Raw genomic sequence first — 18,712 nt, forward strand, 5'->3', positions numbered from 1 at the left:
TAACAAAAGCCAACCTATCCAATAAAGCGGATAAGTTGGCTTTTTCAGTTCTATATAAACATCATATTAACATACAATCATATACTTAAATACTCGATATTGCAAATCAAAATAATGAATTAATCACAGGTGGATTTTTATGAAATAATTGTCTTATATAGCCATTAGATAATTTTACACCGTTATCATATAATCTACTTTAGATACTATATATGAGTGAATTTATTGGACAGAGAAATCTACAGAAATTCAATATATGCAATATCGTATGATAGACAAAAAAGTAACTGTAATCATCATAACTATTATGATTATTCATTGCATAAGAGAGCTATATTGAGTAATTTTGTGATGCAGCAGTAAAACTGCAAAGAGATTATTAATTTATTGTTGAATTTACATTGATATTCACAAATGTGTAAACCACAATACTAATTGAAGAAAGAAGCAGAAAAGTAATAGATAATCGAAAGCTTCGCTAGTTCAGCAGGTTGCCTTTGAAAGTCGAGCCATAGGCGAGGCTTTTAAAGGTCTTGAGAGTAACAATACTTTTAATGTTGGGGTCTTGGGTTCGAGCCCCAAGCGGATCACTAAGAAAAAGCGGTTATCTAAATAAAGATAATCGCTTTTTTATTTATATATACTACAACGTAAAAATCTGAGGGATTCTCGAATTACATATTTTTTATATATTCTATACAGAAAAATAAATCTGACTAATATACAGGTCTATAATTAAAAAGGACTATATATAGATAAAATAATCATAAATATTCACGCAATACGACTTACATATAATAAAAAATGACATACCATGAGAACATTAAATAATTTTATTGATTAAATTTGCAGCATAAAAGAAAATATATAAGAAAACAATCACTTTTTATCATGTTAACCCAAATAATTAATGCTCGCATTTTAACGCCACAAGGATGGCTTAAAGATGGATCTGTAATAATCTGCGACAACAAAATTCTAGAAGTAACCAATTGCGATCTAGCAATTGTAGGTGCCAAACTGATTGATGCAAAAGGTATGTATATTGTGCCTGGAGGAGTAGAAATTCACGCTCACGGAGGTGGAGGAAGAGACTTCATGGAAACCACCCCCGACGCATTCAGAGCCGCAATAAAGGCGCACATGCAGCACGGAACCACAAGTATATTCCCCACGCTGTCGTCGTCCACAATGCCGATGATACGCGCAGCGGCTGAAACCACAGCTATGATGATGAAGGAGCGGAACAGCCCGGTGCTGGGGCTGCATCTGGAAGGACACTATTTCAACATGAAAATGGCAGGAGGACAAATGCCGGAGAACATAAAGAATCCGGACCCCGAGGAATACATCGGCCTGCTGGAGGAAACGGACTGCATAAAGCGATGGGACGCCGCGCCCGAGCTGCCGGGGGCGATGCAGTTTGCCAAATATATCACCTCGAAGGGGGTGCTGGCGGCGGTGGGACACACACAGGCCGAATATGAGGACATACTGACGGGATACGAGGCGGGATATACGCACGCCACGCATTTCTATAACGCCATGCCCGGATTCCACAAGCGAAGGGAGTATAAGTACGAGGGGACGGTGGAGAGCATATACCTGATAGACGACATGACGGTGGAGGTGGTGGCCGACGGCATTCACGTGCCGCCCACTATACTGAGGCTGGTGCACAAGATTAAGGGTGTGGAGCGCACGGCCCTCATTACGGACGCCCTGGCGTGTGCGGCAAGCGACAGCACCGAGGCCTTCGACCCCCGTGTGATAATAGAGGACGGGGTGTGCAAGCTGGCGGACCGGTCGGCGCTGGCAGGAAGCATAGCCACCATGGACAGGCTGATACGCACAGCCGTGCAGAAGGCGGACATCCCGCTGGAGGACGCCGTGAGAATGGTGAGCGAGACTCCGGCGCGCATCATGGGTGTGCTGGACAGGAAGGGTACGCTGGAGAGAGGTAAGGACGCCGACATCATTGCCCTGGACAGGGAGCTGAACGTAAGGGCCGTGTGGGCCATGGGCGAGCTGGTGGAAGGCACGAACAGACTGTTTTGACATGAAAAGGAAAGGAGGAACAACATGCTGACACAACTTATAAACGGATGTATTCTCACCCCGCAGGGGTGGATGAAGGACGGTTCGGTGCTGATGAGCGACGGACGGATTCTGGAGGTGACGAACAGCGATCTGGCTGTGATAGGGGCCAGGGTGATAGACGTGAAGGGGATGTACATTGTGCCGGGATTCGTGGGCATGCACATCCATGGAGGCGGCGGACACGAGTATACGGAGGCCACGGACGAGGCTTTCGCCGCGGCAACAAGGGCGCATCTGGCGCATGGGGCCACTACGGTGTTTCCCACTCTGACTTCGGCGCCTGCCGGGGTGATAGCCCGTGCGGCGGAGGTGTGCCGCAGGATGATGGCGGCGGACGGTGTGACGGGTGGTCTGCACATAGAGGGGCCGTATCTGAATCCGAAAATGGCCGGAGCGCAGTGGAAGGAGTTCCTGAAGATGCCGGACAGGGAGGAGTATGCGGCGCTGACGGACGAGGCGGGATGCATACGCCGCTGGGACATCAGTCCGGAGCTGGAAGGGGGATACGAATTCGGAAGATATGTGTCCGAAAAGGGTATCCTGGCGGCCATTACGCACACCGAGGCGGAATACGAGGAGATAAGGAAGGCGTACGAGGCGGGATTCAGGCATGCGGCGCATTTCTACAACGCGATGCCGGGATTCCACAAGCGCAGGGAGTATAAGTACGAGGGCACGGTGGAGAGTGTGTATCTGACGGACGGCATGACGGTGGAGGTGATTGCCGACGGAAGGCATCTGCCGGCCACTATCCTGAAGCTGGTGTATAAGCTGAAGGGGGTGGAACGCACGTGCCTGGTGACGGACGCGGTGAAGTATGCGGCGTGGAACGGCACGGTGGACGACGAGCGCTATGTGATAGAGAACGATGTGTGCAAGCTGGCGGACCACTCGTCGCTGGCGGGAAGCCTGGCCACTATGGACACTCTGGTGCGCACCATGGTGCAGAAGGCCGGTGTGCCGCTGGAGGACGCGGTGCGAATGGCTTCGGAAACTCCGGCCAGGGTGATGGGAGTGGACGCCGCAAAGGGCTCGCTGCAGAGGGGCAAGGATGCCGACATCGTGATCCTGGACAGGGAGCTGAACGTGAGGTGCGTGTTCTCGCACGGGGTGATTGTGGAAGGTACGGACACACTGAACCGCTGACACGGGGCGGACAGTGGGGATGAAAAAACGGCTGTGCCGGCATGACTCGAATGTGGTCTTGCCGGCACAGCCTGTTATTGCGGATGCCGCACACATGCGCGTGAAGCGTGGGATCAGCGGCTTCGCGAGCCCTGAAGCACTTCGTCGGGTACGGCGGCGCAGCGGGTGTAGACGGACACATCGGAGGCGTCGTCTCTGACGGTCCATTTCATGGTGTCGGAGGTCATCTCGGAAACCACGTACTCTCTCCATGGGGCGTGCGAGAAATCGTACTCGCCTGTCAGGATGTAGCCGTCGGTATCGTCCTCGGTTATGAGGTATGTGCCGGTGGATTTGTGGGAGTACATGCTCGACATGTTGTCGTACATCACGAAGGTGTGTTCCTTGCGGTCGAAGGTGATATATACGTAGCGGCCTTCTTCAATGGGCTGTCCGTTGTGCTCGGTCAGGGTCCATGTGCCGCTCAGGGTGGAGTAGTTCACTGCCTCGTATGCCACTGGCTCGTCGGCGTCTTCGCGGCACGAGGTGAAACCGGCGGCCAGCATGAGGCACAGGGCCGCGGTGCGGATAAGCTTTCTCATGTATATGCTGTTTGTTCTCATATATGCTGTTTTTTTCTGATTATAGGTTTGTTTTTTCTGATTATCGGTCTGTTTCTTCCGGTTATCGGTCTGTTTCTTCTGATTATCGGCTTGTTTCTTCCGGTTATCGGCGATTATTCCGTTATCTCCATATCTGCCTCTATCGTCCTCTCGGAAGGACGTGTGTCGATGCCCTCGAGGAGTATCCTGAAGGTGCGCTTTCCGGAGATGCCGGAGGGGATGCGGCCGTCTGTCTGCAGTATCAGGTGTCCTTCCTCCGAGGGCTGGAGCACCTGTGGCTCGGTGCGGATGGTTATGAATCCGGGAGCGAAACCGGGGGCGGCGCTTATCTTCAGGGGCCTGCTCCCGGCATTGGCGCAGGCTATGCGCTCTGTCCTGACGGTGCCCCGGCGTATCTGACCCGCACGGAAGACCTTGGAACGCAGCTTCAGGGGGCCGCAGGTGTATCTGTAGTCTTTCCACAGCGTGGCAGAGGGTGTGACCTCGCCGCTTACCGTGAGCACGGCTATGGGGCTGACGGACGAAAGGCTTGAATAGACAAAGGCACGGAGGAAGGTTTTGCCGGGATGTCCGAACGGATTGAAGACCAGACGCACACGGGCATCGCCACCGGGCTCTATCACAGGATTGCTGACTACGGCCTCGGTACATCCGCACGTGGTGGATATACGGGTTATGACTACGGTGTCGCGGCTCACGTTGCGGCAGCTGAAGACGTAGCTTCGGGGGCTGTCGTCCTCCGATATGGTTCCGGCATCGGCCGAGGTACGGTCGAAACGCAGGACATCGTCGCTGCCGGAAAGCACGGAGGGGTTCATCATGGAGTCGAGCTCTCCGGTGGTGAATACTTTCTGCGGAAAGAGTGTCGCCGCCGGAAGTATGAACATCATTGTCAGGAACAGGGCTTTTCTCATATCTCGCTCCTCCGGGGGATTACATCCAGCCGTTGCCGGACGTGCCGCGCACTGTTATGGTGAATTCCCGGGTGCTGCCGTCGGTAGCGGTGACGGATGCCTTTGTGGCTCCTGTGGCGGTGCCTTTCACCTGAAGGATATTGCCGCTCAGGGTGACGGAGGCGATATTGCTGTCGGCCACATGGCATGACGCGGCGGATGTTCCTTCGCTGTAGACGGTCGATAGATCGAACGTGTATGTCTCGTCGGGCGACAGGCATACGTTAGGGATTCGCATCGGACGGGCGCCGTATTTATCGCCTTCGATATTGTCGAGCAGCATTCCGGCGTCTATCAGTCCGCCCATCATTCCTCTGTAGGCCGAAAGGTTCATCGTCATGTGAGGTGCCGATTCGCCGTAGACTGACCAGCCGTACCAGTAGGATTTTGAGCCGGTCAGGTTGTCTTCAATCGGTCTGACAGAGTTGAGAAGCATTTCCCTGAAGTCGTCGGCACGGTAGTGCTTGCGGAGTTTGGCCGCATACGAGAGGCCCAGGGCCGCCACTCCCGACACGTGAGGACAGGCCATTGAGGTGCCTTCCATGTATCCGTACGAGCTCTGGTTGGCTGTGGGGTCCTCGCCCTCCACGGCGAAGGTCGGTATGGTGGACAGTATGAGGCCTTTTCCGTTGCGTGTGCCTTCGCCGTCGCCGCCTGGAGCGGCTATCATGTTGCGGTTTCCGCTTGGGGTTCCGTAGTTGGAATACGGCGCAGGCGTTCCGTCAGGACCTATCGACGACACGCAGATGAAATCCTTGTAGGCTCCGGGATATGCGGCCATTGGGGCATACTCGTTGCCGGCGGCGAAGATTATCAGTCCTCCTTCTATCACTCCGTTGGGGTCGCCGGCATAGCGCATGAAGTATTCCATTACGTCTTTCTCCAGGACACAGCTCTCGGACCACTGCTCGTCGGAAGTGAAGCCGGGAACGTAGTTGTTCATGTTGGCCAGACCGGAGTTGTAGCCCCAGCTGCACTGAAGGATGACGGCGCCGTTGTCGGCAGCGTATTTCACTGCTTTCGCCTCCATGAGGAAAGTGGAACCTGTGGCTCCGGCAAATATCTGGAGCGACATTATCTTTACTCCTGAGTCCGGCTGGCCGTTTCCGCCGGCAATGCCGCATACTCCAGTTCCGTTGTTGTTGACTGCGGCTATGGTTCCTGCCACGTGTGTGCCGTGGCCCACATCTTCGATATTCGAGTAGGTGATGATGCCGCTGTCGGTCACGAAATTGTATCCGTGAACGTCGCCGGCGTATCCGTTGCCGTCTCTGTCCTCGTCGCTGCCAAGTTCCTCCTGCGGATTGGTCCACATATTGGCCTTGAGGTCCTCATGACAGTACATCACGCCCTCGTCCATTACGGCCACGATTATAGAAGGATCGCCGGTGCATTTCTCCCATGCCGCCTTGCAGTTTACGTCGTATCCCGCTACAGCCTGCACGCCCGGCGCTTCACCGGGTTCCGGATTCAGTATGGTTCCGTCGTTGCTGTATCCCCACTGAAGACTGAGCTTGGGGTCGTTGAAACTTCCGTATACTCCGGCTCTTGTCATTACGGCCGGATTTCCTGCCATGCGGGCCTTTTTCGATGTGTCGTACGAGCGCTTTATCTGGCGGTTGTACTGTACGGTGGCCACCTCGGCCAGTCCGGACATGTCGTGAGCCACTTTCTTCAGGTCGGCATCACGGTCGAACTTCACAAGATACCACAGATGAAGGCCGCTCTCGCGTGTGCGTGTCTCGTTGCGTCTGTCCACAGGAAAGACTCTCTCAAACTTATACGCTCCGGCTATGTCCAGCACCTCGTCTACCGAAGGAATGGAAGAGCGTGACACTCCCGCACCACGGCTCAGGACACCGGCCTTGTCGAGGATATCGGCTACCTCCGGCTTGAATTTTACAAACAATTCTCCATTGACAACATCTTCCGGGACATTTACCAACGCTGAATTACCGTTGTCTCCATTGCCCGGTCCGGGGACAATCATTTCCGAATCGCCGCAAGAGAATAGCAATGACGCTGACAGAAGCGTCGAAAGTATATATTTTCTTTTCATATTTCAGTGTAAAAGTTTTTTTGATTGCTGGTATCAGTTTTTATCGGCGTCATAACCGGGTATTCTGTTAGGATAAACCTCGTAATAACTGCCTTCCGTATAAGTGGTGTTCGAATAATTGCTCAAGTTGACAGGCTCGTTTGTAAAACCGGCCTTGTTGCCGAACGTGTCTGTAGCCCCGGTCTCCTGGGTGAATATCATCGTAAACGGATTCCAGAACGACAGGTACGGGTGATACAGTATCCATTTAGGCAGCTTGCCCGTCAGGAACGACAGGTTGAACGAGAGTACCCTCATCTTAGGCCATACCTTAGGGGCGGGATTTCCTTCCTTTATCAGATATTTGCGGGCATGGTCGAGAGTAATCGAGTCGTTCTCATAATAATCGGCCGATGTGATGTCCTCCTCTGTATATCTCGGGAGTCCCAAGGCTATCAGCTCTTCGTCCGACGGAAACTCTCCCTCCAATAGGTTTATCGACAAGGACAGCTCCTCGAGTGTATCCCACCTGAGCAGATTCTTGAAGAACACTCCGTTGTTGATGTTCACACCTTCTGGCATCTCTCTGTCGGCCGGATATCCTGTAGTCCATCTGAAACCTACTGTATCTGTCTTCACGTTCTGAAGGTCTTTTGTCGTGTCGAAACGGTTAATCTTGTTCAGACGAAGTCTCTTCAGCTTAGGGAAGTTCTCTTTGGTCAGCACACCGAGCTTGTTGTGCTCGAAGTTGTTACTGCTCAGGTCTAGGGTCTCAAGACTCTGTCCCAGCTTGGCAAAGTCCGCAGGCAGGGTGTTCAGTCCGTATGCGCTTATGGTAAGCTCCTTCAGGTTGCCGTATTGGGCCAGCTCGCATATCTCATTTCCCAAGGTAATGCTCTTGAGGAATGTGTTGGTATTTCCGGAGAAATAAATGGATTTGGCGGTCTTGAGGTATTTCACCTGATACGGGATAGACTCGTACGTGTTGAACAGTCTGAAACGCACGTTTTTCACACGGCCCAGAAGCTCAGGCTTGGCGTGTACCTCCTCGTCAGTGGCCTTCCAGAGTTCCACTCCGTCCCAGTACATCATGTTTTCGCTGGAATCCCAGCCCAGCATACCGTTCATCGATTCGTATATGGCAAGAATGGCCAATGAGTCGCCGGCACGGCTATCCGTTATTTTAGGAGCGGACTTCTGTCTGAAGTTCAACACTACCGGTTCTCCGTCGACAGGAGTAATTGTTACAGTAGCTGTACGTTCTTCTTCCTGAACGTTTGTCTCCCATTCAAACCTCTGGTTGAAGGTACGGGGACGGTCGCCGTAATCATAGTCGGGAACCTCGTCTTTGTATTGCAACCAGTTCGACTCACTGTCAACTGTCACTGTGAAAGCGGTATTGGCTGTCATCTGCAGATTATAATAGCGCTTTCCGAATTCGGCAGTATTCTCGATAATGATTTCCTGATCCGCATTCTCTATAAACAGACCTTTCTTATAGCCGGACTGCACTACCTTTACGATTTTCACATCATTTCCTTCAGCCATAAAATGAATCTCGGCATTACGGAAATCGGCAACAACAGATGAATCCACTTTTACCTCACAGAGAGTGGAGCCCATACCGTTGGAAGGCATAACTCTAACCCAAGTGGCATTTACCGACGTCTGCCATTTTACATCACCATTCACCTGTATGGTTTCCACACCACCATTTTCCCCTATCGCAATCTCTGCTTTATCCACAGAGAAGGCAGAGGGCAATTCGTTTTCGTCCTTACATGAATTAAGCGAGACAATCGCAAGAACGAACAAACATGTGATATAATATTTATAATTAAATTTCATTACCTATAATTTATAAATCCTTATTCTTAATCAAGTTCCAAAGCATCACATCCACGTATATCCTGTGTACGGTCGTAAATCAGGGTATATAATCCGGCCTTGATATACGGGCACACGCTTGATACGTTCAATATCAGGTTAGGATTGTCACTCACATCAAGAGTATATATCAGATATGATATTTTTTCAGTCTCCGGGATTTTGCCCAAATCGTTACCTCCAAGGAAAAGCGCGCGCAAGCCTTTGTGCTGTGCCACTCCTTCAGGCCATTCCGACATGGTTCGGTTACCGTTGTCGTCACGCTGGTTTCTCAGCGAGAGCACTGTGAGATAAGAGATGTTGAGCGCCCCCCACGGGAATCCGTTGAGCTGGTTTCCGCTCATGTCCAGACCGTAAAGGTACGGAAGTGTCTTTCCGTCGAAATCGGCAGGCAACTCTTTCAATCTGTTATATGTAAGATCGAGCGTAGTGAGCATATACGCGTTCTTTCCTTCCAGGTCTCCTTTTTTGAACTCGGAAATTCTGTTTGCGCTCAGGTTCAGTACGGTAAGAGGAGAACCTGAGGAAATCAGCTTTTTAGGGAACTTGGTAAGCTTGTTTCCCGCCAGCGAAAGGTTGGTAGTGTTGATACCCTCCGTCTGGTTAAGCCCCTCGTCTGTGATTTCATTGTAGGCGAAACTTACAGACGCCATGATATAAATAGATTTTACATCAAAGATATCAGGCAAAGTGGTGAGCTTGTTATGTGCGAAGGAGATTGTCTCCACGTCGTCCATACCGCAGAAAATCTGCTTGCCGGCATCGTTTGCCATTGTTCCTATCTTTGAAATCTGATTATAGTCGAAATTAGCCTGTACCAGATTGACATCCTGTCCGAAGGCAGGAAGCTCTGTAAGCTTGTTCTTTATCAGGTCAATCTTGCCCAGCTTCGTCATTTTACAGATGTCCGCCGGAAGTTCCTCTATGTTGTTGTATCCAAGATACAGAATCTGTATAGTCTGCTTGTCCTGTTCCGGATTGCCGTTTCTGTCGATGAGAGCCTGTATTCCTTTTGTGAACTCGCTTCCTGACATCTGCTTGTTCATAGCCATATTGAGCTGGATAAGCTCGGGCAACTGTCCCAGCACCATAGGGAACTCCTTCATGTTAGGGCAGTTGTAGATTTCCAAATCCGTAAGCTTTGTAAGTCCGGCAAATCCCTCGTATTCGCCCTCGGCCTCGGGGAGTTTCTCTATCGGCGCATTGGCGATATACACCACCTCGAGATTCTTCAGGTTACCTATGGCCGGATGAATGCCGGTGATGCCGTTGGTGAGGTTTCCCCAGTTGATATCTCTGGCACCAGCGCCACCGTTACGGTGTGCGGCGCGAGTGTAGTCGCCTTTTATCTCCATTGCCAGCTGCAAAGGTTCGGACAGGTCCTCACGGATGTCGTGCGCCACATAGTGGTCCATGTAATCGGCACGTATCGCGGCCAGTTTCTCCGGAGTAAGCTCGCCTTTAAGAGATGTCAGGGCCGACTGCTCTTCGCCCGGCACATATCCAAGGAGGTCATTGTGAGTGCCAAGAGCCAGTGTCTGCAATGCTGTGAGCGCTCCTATCTCCTCGGGAACGATACCTTTCGCCCTGAATTCGCCCAGGTTCAGCGAGGCCACACGTCCGTTGTTGTCGAGAACCACGCCCGGCTGTTCGCCCCACAGGTCGATGTCCTTATTGAAATTCCAGTTGATGCCTTTAGGATAAGACTCTCCGCCGTACGACCAGTTCGGTCCGTCCATTTTGTCCCAGATAGCTTTAAGAGCGATATAATCGAGGATATTGGCAGCCGATTCCACGAGATTCACAGGTACGTCTGTCTCGACGGTCTTATTGTCGGCCACAGTGAATACCGTCTCCTCCAACACCTTGTCGCTGAAATACTCGAGAGGTGTGGTGCGGTTGTAGGCCACGTATGAGAGAATCTTATACGTTCCGGCCTCCATAGACACGAGAGAGTCGATTTTTCCAACCGACGTACGTCTTCCGTCGCCATCTCCGGCGAAATCCTCCACATATTCAACCTCCAGCGAGCTGAGAGTTCTCTTCTCTCTGGTGTCGACATTCTGTACAGTGATGTCCACCTTGTTGATATCGCTGAACGGATAAGTCTTCGTATCGGCTGTAGCGGCCCTTGACTTAAGAAGATTCTTCACCAGAGTGAAGCGCACGGTACCTCTGGCTATCACGTCGGCCATGAGGTCCTGTACATACAGTTCGCCTTCCTTCACGGTGAATGTGGTTTTTTCCGTCATCTGTCCGGCAAAGATCTGTGTCTCGGTCTTGTCGTACAGATAGAAGCCTCCCACCGTATATTCGCCCGGCTGAAGTTCCAGTTTGTCGCTTCTGAGTCCATATTCGGCCGTAGTCTCATTATAAGCGTTAAGGTTGAGTGTCTGCGCGAAGTTGAACTCCTCGTTGCTGAGCATGACCTTGATTTTCTTCGCGTCGTTCAGATAGTCCAACTGATTGTTTCCGGCACGTGAAGCCGGATCCTGATTCTCCGGCGCGCTTTTATACACCTTAAACTGAACGTAGCCGCTACCGCCCCGCACAGCCGTGTTATCGTCGGTGCAGGAGGCGCAAGCCAGCGCCGTCCCAATCGCAAAGATATAAAATCTGTTTATATAGCTAGATAATTTTTTCATATTTTCTTATTCCGGAATAACATTGATAATTAATGCCTTGTACGTATCTCCATCATTGAAGATCATATACATGGATGAAGATGGAACCATAAAGCTGACGTTCCAGAAACCTGACACGGTGGCACCTCCCTCGAAAAACACGTCGTCGCCCGTAGAGGCATGAGTGAAATAGAAGGCACTGTAGAAGTCGGTTGTAGGCTCGCCGCTCATGAACTTAGGCGAAACGCTGAGATATGTCTGCGGATACATGTCGACAGAGCAGATGTTCTGCGCCCCGATGCCATATTCCGAGGCGATATATTTCGCTGTTTCGGACTCGGAGTCGAACTCGCACGCGATATCCTCGAAACCGTTCTTTGTCACCACGAACGGCATCTCCACCTTCGATGTCTCCTGCCTGAAGGCGTACACCACCTTGTCGTCGTAGGCCGGGTTGAGGTCCGTATCGTCGTCATTCAGCAGGATGCCGGTATACATTCCTCCGGCCTGGTTCACCTGCTCCATCATGCTGTCATACTCGGCTGTGCTCAGGAGTACGATGTACGCCATACGCTCGGAGTCGGAGTTAGGCGCCACCGGATCAATCACGATATTGCCGTCGCCGCCGTCGCGTAGAGAGAGATACACGTTCTCGTCCACTCCCCAGAACTGCATACCCCAGTTCTCATACTGCTCCACCACCACAAGCCTGTAGGCATTGTCGCGTGCCAGCACCCTGAAGCCCGAAGGCAGCGCTATTTTCTCGGGTTCCGTTCCGTCCAGGCTTCCGTCTTTCCAGAAAGTCTGTCCGTCGGCCGCTATTTTCCACCAGAACGGATTTCCGTCCACACCGTCAACCTCCACCACGCCTTCAGGCAGTCCGGCATACACCACGGGTATTGTCAGCCTGTCGTCCGAAATCATCGATTTCACCGTCACGCTGCCCGTGTTCTGCTCCACCCAGTACGTTTTCGGCACATTGAAAGTGACGTTCACCCTGCTTCCCCCTTTTCCTCCTATCAGAGATTCAGGATTCACCGTAACCCATTCCGGCATCGATTCCTCCTCGATTTTCCAGTCGAAATTGGCCGAGAAGGTGATGATGTTCTTCACGTCGCCGTTCTTATACTCGAACCTGAGCGGATTCTCCTCGGAGTAGACAGTGCCGTTCACGTCGGCTATGACAGCCTCGAAACCGCCTCTGCCGTATCTGGCTATCACCTTTTCCTCGCCGCCCATGCGGAGGGTGATTTCCGCCACATCATCGTCCAGGCTCCACGCGTCGGCGTTTATGTCGAGAGGCACAGTGACAGCCGTACCCGCCTGTCCGTTTATCGAAGTAAGACCGTTGGCAAACTTGCACCACACGGCCGAAGAATACAGTTTCCAGTCCAGATTGGCATCAAATGTCAGGCTCACGGTCTGTCCCGGAGCCACCGCCACCGTCTGCTGTTCCGAAGGGAATACAGGAGCCACCGCCCCTTCCTCGTTTCCGGCGCACGCCACACAGGCCGCCACCGTCAGCAGAAGGCATATATCAGAAAAAAACTTCAATCGTTTCATTTATACACATCTATTTATTTTGATTAATATCCCTGGCTCTTCAGATAGTTATATTCCTCTTCGGAGATCCATTCCACCACATTGGCATACGTGCCCACGGTGCCGATGTCCTTCACATGGAAAGTGGTGTACAGCAGCACATAGCCCTGACACGAGTTGAAATACGACACCGCTCCCTGCGGCTGCACGGCCCTGAGCTTGTCGTCGCCCCACACCGTGCCCTGGAAGGCATCCGCCGTGGTGCCCACAATCTGTTCCTCGGGCCACATCTTCAGCACGGGTTTCAGCGGGTCCGCCGTGTCGAAGTTCACCCTGATGTCGTATCCCCCGTAGAGGAAGTCCTTCATGATGACCCCGTTCTCCACCTCCGGATCCTTCACCACCTCCAGCAGGCGGATTTCAGTGGAAGTCATATATTCGGCAAAGAAGGTCGATGTGAGCACCGCATGTCCCACGAATCGGTTCACATCGAACGGACACACCTTCACCAGCACCACCTTCGTGTCGGTTCCGTACATGTCCCACACCTTGTCAGCGGGAGCCACCAGGCGCAGCTTTATCCCTATGGAGTCTGTATCCTCGAAACTGTCGAAATGTCCGCGTATCCTCACCGCCGACGCCAGAGTGCCGGCCTTTATCGTCACATTGTTACTCTCGAGGTCGTAGTGCACCCCCTCAATCGCATTGCTGCCGGCATCCACCACCTCCACCGAGTAGGTGCGGTCGTAATCCACCGCCGTAGTGGCCGACACCGGAACGTCATGATATGTCTCTCCGTCCTGCACGGCTATGCTCTGCAGAGTATCGGCAAACATAACGTAGTCAGGTCCGCTATAGACCGTATTCCCGTCGCCGCATCCCGTCATCACGACAGCGGCCGCAACCAATACGCCCAAATTTCTTAATAGTCTGTTCATTGTCATTCCTTATTATTATATTATTTGTTACTTTCATTAGGCTGAATATTTGATCCCGGCAAGTCCAGTTCATGCTGAGGAATCGGCCATACGAACAACGGATTTCCTGCCTCAATCTTCAGACTACTGCCATTGGCTATGCTCTGAGTCTGCGGCTTGCGCTCGAATCCGCGTCCCCACCTCTTGAGGTCGTGCAGGCGGAATCCCTCCATGAAGAGTTCCCTCACACGCTCATTACTTATCTCGTCAAGCCAAGTATCTTCGTTTAAAGAGGCAGAACCGTATGAAGAATATCTTGCTTTACGCAAAGTAGTAATATCAGATGAAGCATCAGAGAATTTCTTCAGACGGCAGTTCGCCTCCGCCCTTATCAGATACTGCTCCGACAGGCGGAACACTTTAGGCATGCTCACGTGCAGAATCCTGTAGTTGTTCATGAAGTCCTGATTGCCGTGATATTTTATCAGCAGCGGCCACGTAAGCCCATACCCCGTAGTGGTCTGTCCGAAGAAGGCGTTATATCGCAAATCCCCCTCCTGATAGAGGCTCAGGGCAGCGTTTCCCGGCACATAATCCGGACGATAAGTCTGATAGTCGTAGTTCAGGAACACCTGCCCCAGACGTCCGCCATAAGATGTAGCAGTGAATCCCACCTTCCAGATAATCTCCGTCGACTGGTCGTACTGCCACATATAGTCATAATACGAATAATTGCCGGTATAAATTGTATTTACATCCGAAAGAATAAAATAATCACTGTCTATCACCTCCGATGCCGCCTTCACCGCATTATCCCAGTCCTGCATATACAGATACACACGTGCCTGCAGCGCACGGACCGTATAATAAGTGAAGTAAGGAGTGTTCATCACATTATTAGGATCTTCATCCTCATCCACCTCCAACATTTCGGCAGCCTTTTCAAGATCCGCCAGGACAAACTGATATGAATCGTAAAGAGACGCGCGTGTCATTTCTCCCGGATTTGAATAGCTCGACACAAGAACAACACCAAGCTCATCGCCGGCAGTTGCCGGATCGTATGCCTTGCAGAAGCACTTGATAAGTTCGGAATAAGCCAAAGCCCTGGCAAAATACGCCTCTCCCTTAATTCCCTGCAGCTGCTCGTAGGCAGTGTCATCATCTATATTATTCTCCCATTTCGCCACTTCCTCGAAAAAGAAGTTGCAGTCGCCTATCACTTTATAAAGACTACCGTACACAGCCTCTATATCAGAGTTCGTGGCGTTGATATTCCAGCGCCATACATCTCCATACACATTAGAATATCCGTTCACGGCATAAACCAAATCAGCCTGAATGTCCGGAAGCAATGTCAGATTTCCACTATAAAGATATGAGCTTTTAAAATCGGCATAAATACCAATCATGGCCTGATTAGCCTCACTCACATTGGTTATTGCTTCATCGGCAAGAATAGCATGAGTAGGTTCTTTGTCCAGACACGAAGCGGCCAGCGTCATCACCGCCGCCCCCAACAAATATATCTTAATATTTTTCATTACCATTTCAATAAATTAAAAGTTCAACTCCACTCCAAGTGTAAACTGTCTTGTCATAGGATACTGGGCACGATAGATATTGGCGCTCACCTCAGGATCAAGCCCCGTAAATCCGGTGAAAGTCAGAAGATTCTGCCCCTGAACAAACACACGCGCGGCATCGAAGAAACGAGTTTTCCCCAAAACATCTTTTGGAAGACTATATGACAACATAAGGTTTTTCAGCCTCAGGAACGACGCGTTTTCCAGATAGTGAGTATCAAACTGAGGAGTCACTCCATGACGTGGAATATCCGTCACGTCACCCGGCTTCTTCCAGCGGTCGTACAGCAGACGGTTCGACTGGTTGTACGATGTGTAAAGCCCGTTACTCTCGTCCATCAGACGGTCATTGTTATAAACCCACCTGTCCGCCATCCAGCTGAACTGTGCAGAAAGCATCAGTCCTTTCCACGAAAGAGTTGTTCCGAAACCACCCTGCCATGGAGCGTCAAAGCTTTTTCCCTCGATGAACACACGGTTTTCTTCGCTGAATTCATTTGTTATCTCACCATCCTTTGTGTACCACAGAGCATCACCGTTTGCAGGATTCACCCCCGCATATCTCACCATATAGAAACCACTCACGGTCTGTCCCACGGCATACATCGTCACATTGCTGTCCACATACTCGTCTATACCGTTATAAAGTTCCGTCAGTTTGTTCTTGTTGTAAGAAACATTTGCCGTCACATTCCATGAGAAATCCTTATTGCTGAAAACAGTAGCGTCCACCGAAAGTTCAACACCACGGTTCACCATGGCGCCCACATTGTCCCAATATGCACCGTAACCTCCATCAGCATAGCTCACAGGAACCTGCATAAGCATATCTGTAGTAAGCTTGTTATAGAATTCGGCCGTAAGGTTCAGGCGGTTAAAGAATCCCAGACGAAGACCAACGTTTGTTGTCCAAAGCTTTTCCCATGTAAGCTCTTTATTTCCTCTCTGCGAAGGAGAGATGCCCGTTTCGCCCATATAATTGTTATTTCCTGTAACAAGTGCCAGGTGTTCATAATTAGGGATTGAAGAGTTACCAGATGTACCTGTACTGAAAGTGAGCTGTGCATTTGTAAGCCACCCGTATCCGCTAAGGAAATCTTCCCGTCGCATATCCCACATCAGCCCGACAGACCAGAATCCGGCCCAACGGTTTCCCCGTCCGAAGCGTGATGAAGCGTCGGCACGCACGGAGAAATCTGCATAGTATTTGCTATTGTAATTATATTCAGCACGGCCGAAGAACGACAAGAAGCCATAATCGCTGGTTGTATCACTCCATGATGAAGCATACGAACCTGAAGCCATATTTGTCAAGGCATCATTTGTCTGTCCGTCCGTCACAGCCTGAAACGACTCATAGTGATAGTTCACACCTTCCTGACCAATCATGAAGTTCAGGTCATGAACATCGTCCACATTCATACGGTAATTGGCAGTATTGGTTACAGTAAGTGTAAGCCCGTCCGACGAAGCCCTGCCGGCAGAACCCGAACCATTATTAAGTATATAGCTTGGGAAAGACTGCATAAAGCTTGTAGAATGAGAGTAATCCGCGCCGAACTGCGAACGTATTGTCAGATTCTCAATAGGAGTTACTTCTGCAAAAACCGACGAAATAACCTTATATGTCTTATGTTTCACCGGATTGTTCTGCATCCATTCTATAGGATTCTGACCTGCTCCGTTCCATTCACCTTCAGTCTGCGAAGCCACCGATCCGTCGGCATTATAAGGATTCCAGTAAGGCAACATGAAGTGCGAAGCCGAGATAGGGGCATACAGCGCATATTCGCCATCCTCGGCCTGCTCTATGTCCTCGTATGCCAGCAGTGTGTTTGTCCCCAGCTTCAGCCATTCCTTGGCACGGTTCTCAATGTTTGCCCTGAAGTTATAACGACGGAAGGCAGAACCGATAGTGATACCGTCCTGATCGAAGAAGCTACCTGATACGTAATAATTAGTCTTGTCAGTAGCCCCGTTCACAGAAATATCATAATTCTGAGATGGTGCATTATTGTTATAAACAGCATCCATCCAGTTTATATCTATATCCTTAATCCTGTTATAAAAATCATCACCCTGGTCCATGCCTATTTCTTTTTCATACTGTATGCGCTCTGCAGTATTCATCAGATTCCAGTTATTTCCGGCAAGCTGTGAAAATCCCCACTGGCCACGGAATGTAACCTTTGCGCCGTCAGTGTTGCGGCCACGCTTGGTGGTGATGACCACAACACCGTTTGCTGCACGCGCACCATAGATAGATGTAGAAGAAGCATCTTTCAATACAGAAATACTTTCTATATCACTTGGGCTGATTGCGTTAAAACTTGAAGCTTCTACAGGCACACCATCAAGAATAAACAATGGCGAAGTTCCTGAATTGATAGAGTTGGTACCACGAATCTGGAAAGTGGCAGCTGCACTTGGCTCACCTGAATTCGAAATAACTGTCAAACCAGGTGTCTGTCCTTGTAAGGCCTGATCAAAGCTTGCAGTAGGAACGTTTTCCAGTTTTTCACTTTTTACAGTAGAAACAGAACCTGCAATAGTCCCTTTCTTACGTACACCGTAAGCCACTACAACCACCTCATCTATCATCTCCGCATCGGATTTCAAACTCACGTTCAAAACTCCGGTGGACGCATTCACCTTATGGCTCTGCGCCTGCATACCGATGTATGAGAAAACCAAGGTAGCATTCGCTGCTCCCTTCACCTCGAAGCTGTAGTTACCATCTATATCGGTAACCACACCATTAGTAGTTCCCTCTTGCAATACTGTTGCACCTATCAACGGTTCGTTGTCCTCATGACTTGTAACCGTTCCTTTCACCACAAAATTTTGGGCAAAAGACGAGTGTAACGTAAATAATGCGAGAGAGATAAACAAAAGAATAAATCTTTTCATCTTCCGCTAGTAAATATTAAATATTAAAAATTAAACGAATATTCATACAAATGAATAAATACATAAATATGCTTCACAATCATATATTTCCTCTGAAATTACGACACATACTCATGCTATTAAGATAACATATCAGTACATAAAGAATGTAATTCAGAAACACTTTTCTATATATACATTACAGGTACTAAAAAATGAGTCACATACTTTGACATTTTGAAACACAAGATACCTATTAACAAAAAACAGAAAAAATCCCATTAAATAATTCATCTTTAATCCTTAAGTTTAATTTTATGTGCTGCAAATTTACAAAAGTATGTTATAACATAAAAATGAAAAATGTAGATATTACATTTCAAAATAAACGGCTTTGCTTACAATACATTTATTCATATTACACTTTA

At 49.9% G+C, this 18,712-nt stretch carries 11 protein-coding genes; 2 read left to right on the plus strand and 9 right to left on the minus strand.

Annotated features, from left to right (window positions below):
- Positions 1 to 891 precede the first annotated feature (891 nt).
- Positions 892 to 2,058 (plus strand): N-acetylglucosamine-6-phosphate deacetylase, encoded by a 1,167-nt coding sequence (gene nagA / locus Q0486_RS08995; RefSeq protein WP_299232209.1) that lies wholly within the window; start codon positions 892 to 894, stop codon positions 2,056 to 2,058.
- Positions 2,059 to 2,082: 24 nt separating this feature from the next.
- Positions 2,083 to 3,246 (plus strand): N-acetylglucosamine-6-phosphate deacetylase, encoded by a 1,164-nt coding sequence (gene nagA / locus Q0486_RS09000; RefSeq protein WP_299232210.1) that lies wholly within the window; start codon positions 2,083 to 2,085, stop codon positions 3,244 to 3,246.
- A gap of 113 nt (positions 3,247 to 3,359) precedes the next feature.
- Here the strand turns inward: nagA (Q0486_RS09000) and Q0486_RS09005 are convergent, their stop codons facing one another.
- The 9 genes from Q0486_RS09005 to Q0486_RS09045 form a co-directional block, all read right to left on the minus strand.
- On the minus strand, positions 3,360 to 3,848 hold the full coding sequence (locus Q0486_RS09005; RefSeq protein WP_299232211.1) for a lipocalin family protein: 489 nt from the start codon (positions 3,846 to 3,848) through the stop codon (positions 3,360 to 3,362).
- Between the two features lie 113 nt (positions 3,849 to 3,961).
- Positions 3,962 to 4,762, minus strand: coding sequence for a DUF1573 domain-containing protein (locus tag Q0486_RS09010; RefSeq protein ID WP_299232212.1), 801 nt, complete (start codon positions 4,760 to 4,762; stop codon positions 3,962 to 3,964).
- Positions 4,763 to 4,781: 19 nt separating this feature from the next.
- On the minus strand, positions 4,782 to 6,860 hold the full coding sequence (locus Q0486_RS09015) for a S8 family serine peptidase (protein ID WP_299232214.1): 2,079 nt from the start codon (positions 6,858 to 6,860) through the stop codon (positions 4,782 to 4,784).
- A gap of 33 nt (positions 6,861 to 6,893) precedes the next feature.
- Positions 6,894 to 8,687 carry a BACON domain-containing protein gene (locus tag Q0486_RS09020; protein ID WP_299232216.1) on the minus strand — a complete coding sequence of 598 codons (1,794 nt, stop codon included), beginning with the start codon at positions 8,685 to 8,687 and terminating at the stop codon, positions 6,894 to 6,896.
- A 26-nt stretch (positions 8,688 to 8,713) separates the two neighbouring features.
- Entirely contained in the window at positions 8,714 to 11,371 is a 2,658-nt protein-coding gene (locus tag Q0486_RS09025) for a DUF4458 domain-containing protein (protein WP_299232217.1), read from the minus strand.
- 6 nt (positions 11,372 to 11,377) lie between these two features.
- The gene (locus tag Q0486_RS09030) at positions 11,378 to 12,913 is read right to left on the minus strand and encodes a hypothetical protein (RefSeq protein ID WP_299232218.1); all 1,536 of its coding nucleotides are present in this window, start codon (positions 12,911 to 12,913) and stop codon (positions 11,378 to 11,380) included.
- A 23-nt stretch (positions 12,914 to 12,936) separates the two neighbouring features.
- Positions 12,937 to 13,830, minus strand: coding sequence for a DUF4984 domain-containing protein (locus Q0486_RS09035; RefSeq protein ID WP_299232220.1), 894 nt, complete (start codon positions 13,828 to 13,830; stop codon positions 12,937 to 12,939).
- A 20-nt stretch (positions 13,831 to 13,850) separates the two neighbouring features.
- Positions 13,851 to 15,353, minus strand: a complete 1,503-nt coding sequence (locus tag Q0486_RS09040; RefSeq protein ID WP_299232222.1) for a RagB/SusD family nutrient uptake outer membrane protein — start codon at positions 15,351 to 15,353, stop codon at positions 13,851 to 13,853.
- A 15-nt stretch (positions 15,354 to 15,368) separates the two neighbouring features.
- On the minus strand, positions 15,369 to 18,305 hold the full coding sequence (locus tag Q0486_RS09045; protein ID WP_299232223.1) for a TonB-dependent receptor: 2,937 nt from the start codon (positions 18,303 to 18,305) through the stop codon (positions 15,369 to 15,371).
- Between the last annotated feature and the right edge of the window lie 407 nt (positions 18,306 to 18,712).

Source organism: uncultured Bacteroides sp. (assembly GCF_937912035.1).
Taxonomy (GTDB): Bacteria; Bacteroidota; Bacteroidia; order Bacteroidales; family Bacteroidaceae; genus Phocaeicola.